Raw genomic sequence first — 2,672 nt, 5'->3', positions numbered from 1 at the left:
CGAAAATGTTTCCCCAACCACCGGACACGGAGCGCCTGCTCGCCAAAATATGGGACCTCCCAGCCATCACCGCCGACCACACAATCTTCCGTCGCACGGCACCAAAAATCATAGCCCACCGCGACGGCTTCAGCCAAAACCTTTTCGTCAACGCGGACAACGACTCCGACCTCGCAGCGCCCAACTCCCAATAGACCAAGCATAATGCCAACCAACACCGAAACCACACGCGACGCAATGGCCGCGCAGATGTCCAAGCAAGGCAAATGGTTCGCCGACATCCCCAACCCGAAAATCCGATTTCTCGGCATCCGACATTGGGGCGACATTGGACCACTGACCGTCTACAACTCACGCCGCAAAAAATCGGTCATCTACGCCAAGGCTCCACCGAAATGCGTCGCAAGCCTCGGCCAGATCCGAAATCGCCATCTCTTTCGCTGCGCCGGAATCGCTTGGGGCATCCTGACCCAAAGAGAAAAAGCCGACTGGGAAAGAGCCGTCAAAAAACTCTCGCTGGGCATCACCGGCTACAACTTGTGGACCTTTACCATCCACAAAAAAAACCTACAAATCGCCCGAGCCGTCGAAGCAGCCAGCGGCATCCCACTCAAGATGCCCGACGTAGGCCCCTGAATGACCCACAAATTCTCCGGCCGGCGTCGACCCGGCCAGCCACCACCAGTCTGTAAAAAAGGCGTCAAAATTCCCGACGACCCAGGCCCATTCCAAACACAGGCAATCGCCCTTACCTACGCCCTGAACCTCCGAAACCGCCGCCGCGCCGCCTGGAATTTCCGGGGCTCCGGATGCGTGAATCTGCTACCCGCCTTCCCGGTGATCGATGGTTGGCAATGGAACTCTCACCCACCAGGGATCTTTCCCTTCGAAGGAATGTGGTGGGTCTTCAGGTGGAGCACCGACTCAGGCCAAGACATTAGTTTCGGTCGACTCTATGTCGAAGGAGAAGCCATGGCAGGCGCCGGAGGCGCTCGGCCGCACAATCCAGATTTCCCGGTCTTCACTTGGTTTTGGAGATACATCCCGGTCCTGCCGCCCTTTGGAGACTGGACGGCCGCCGGCGGAGTCAATATCGTGAATGTCAACTACTAGCAAATCAAGAATCGACGGAAACAAAACTTCCAAAAAGGAGCACGAAAAATGGTCAAAGTAAGCGGACCCATGTTTTCACTCGCCGCCTCGGGCAGCCTAGCGAAGACAATCACCTTTGCGACATGGAAAGGCCGACCGTATGCCAGAGAATTGGTCACCCCAGCCAATCCCAAATCCGGCCTGCAAACAGGCATGAGAAGCATGTTCGGTTTCCTCTCGCAATATTGGACAAACGTCTCCGCCGCCTCCCAAACCTCCTGGGACGCCCAAGCCGAACAAATCACAGCCTCAGGCTTCAACGCCTACATGCGCTTTAACCAAAGATTGTGGCGCAACTTCCTCGCACCAACCAAAGACTCCGGCCACGGACAAGTGGGCACCCTCGCCACCGTACCCATCCTCGCACTGACAGCTGGCGTCCGCTCCATCCAAGTCGATTTCAGTGTCACCATCCCCAACGAAAACTGGGGCGTGCTAATTTTTCGCGACCTCACCACAGCATTCACGCCGGCGCTCTCCAACTGCATCAAAATCCTACGCGTCGAAACCGCCTTTCTCAGCGCATCATTTTTAGACAGCCCGCTCGTCCCTGACGATTATTTTTATAACGCCATACTCTTCACCGCCGATGGAGTGCTTGGAACAGCCGTCGGAGAGCAAACCGCCACCGTTACTTGAGACAGGCTCTTGCAGGCCTGGGGCGCCCATCAGGGAACCTCTTCCAAGGCGCCCAGGGGCAGCGGATTTCGTGTATGGCATGTCGGAACCGTTGCCCCATTTTCTTGCCATCCCTGGCAAGAAAATTGCCGCCATCACTTGTCCCGCAAAACAATGTACGGAGGTGAAGCGGCCGGGATCCAGACCGGGCAGCGGCCTCTCAACCCGCCGGCTGGCACCCGCTACCGGCGACTCTCCATCGAGACCAGGCCCGAGACTCGATGCACCGGTGATCGACACGCGAGCACACATCATGCAACCACACTGCCCCCACAAACAGCGCTGATCCCAGACCAGCCCAAAGGCTCCCCCGGCGCGCCGCCGGCGGTGTGCGACGTCGCACACTGGCGGACTCGGCCGGGCCGAGCTGTCTTTCCCGCCGTGAAGCGGCGGAGCGGCAAAGCCGCGGAGCCGCGGAAGCGGGGGCGGGCAGCACACGGCGGCGGTCGGGCCCGGGCTTGGGGCGGCGGGTGGCCACCTGGTCGACCAGCACTCTCGCATCGGCTGGCCTCGTTGCCGGCGGACAGCGGCGCGACACGCCCTAGTCGGTTGTGTCCCTTGGCTGCCAAGTCTCGACGCCCTTCGGGGCTTTCGTTATCGCCGGCAACTCGGCCAACCTCTGCTCGCGGACTGGTCCACCAGGTGGCCACCCTTGCCCCTGCGCAGCCCAGGTTCGAGGGCCGTGGCCATCTCTCTTTCCACCCACCCACCACACCCAAAGCGTTTGGCATGGCCACGGCCCACGAGCCCTGGGCGACGGGCCCTCCCTTGCCGTGTGCTGCCCGCCCCCGCTTCCGCGGCTCCGCGGCTTTGCCGCTCCGCCGCTTCACGGCGGGAAAGAC

General features: G+C 60.5%; 2 protein-coding genes. Both read left to right on the top strand.

What is annotated here, in order from left to right; translation table 11 throughout:
* The first annotated feature begins 204 nt into the window (after positions 1-204).
* Entirely contained in the window at positions 205-636 is a 432-nt protein-coding gene (locus FVQ81_18305) for a hypothetical protein (GenBank protein ID MBW7998483.1), read from the top strand.
* A 525-nt stretch (positions 637-1,161) separates the two neighbouring features.
* Positions 1,162-1,791: a hypothetical protein gene (locus tag FVQ81_18300; GenBank protein ID MBW7998482.1), complete on the top strand. Its 630-nt coding sequence runs from the start codon at positions 1,162-1,164 to the stop codon at positions 1,789-1,791.
* Positions 1,792-2,672: the final 881 nt, after the last annotated feature.

The organism is Candidatus Glassbacteria bacterium (assembly GCA_019456185.1).
Lineage (GTDB): Bacteria > Gemmatimonadota > Glassbacteria > GWA2-58-10 > GWA2-58-10 > JAJRTS01.
This window is presented reverse-complemented; position numbering and strand designations above follow the sequence as displayed.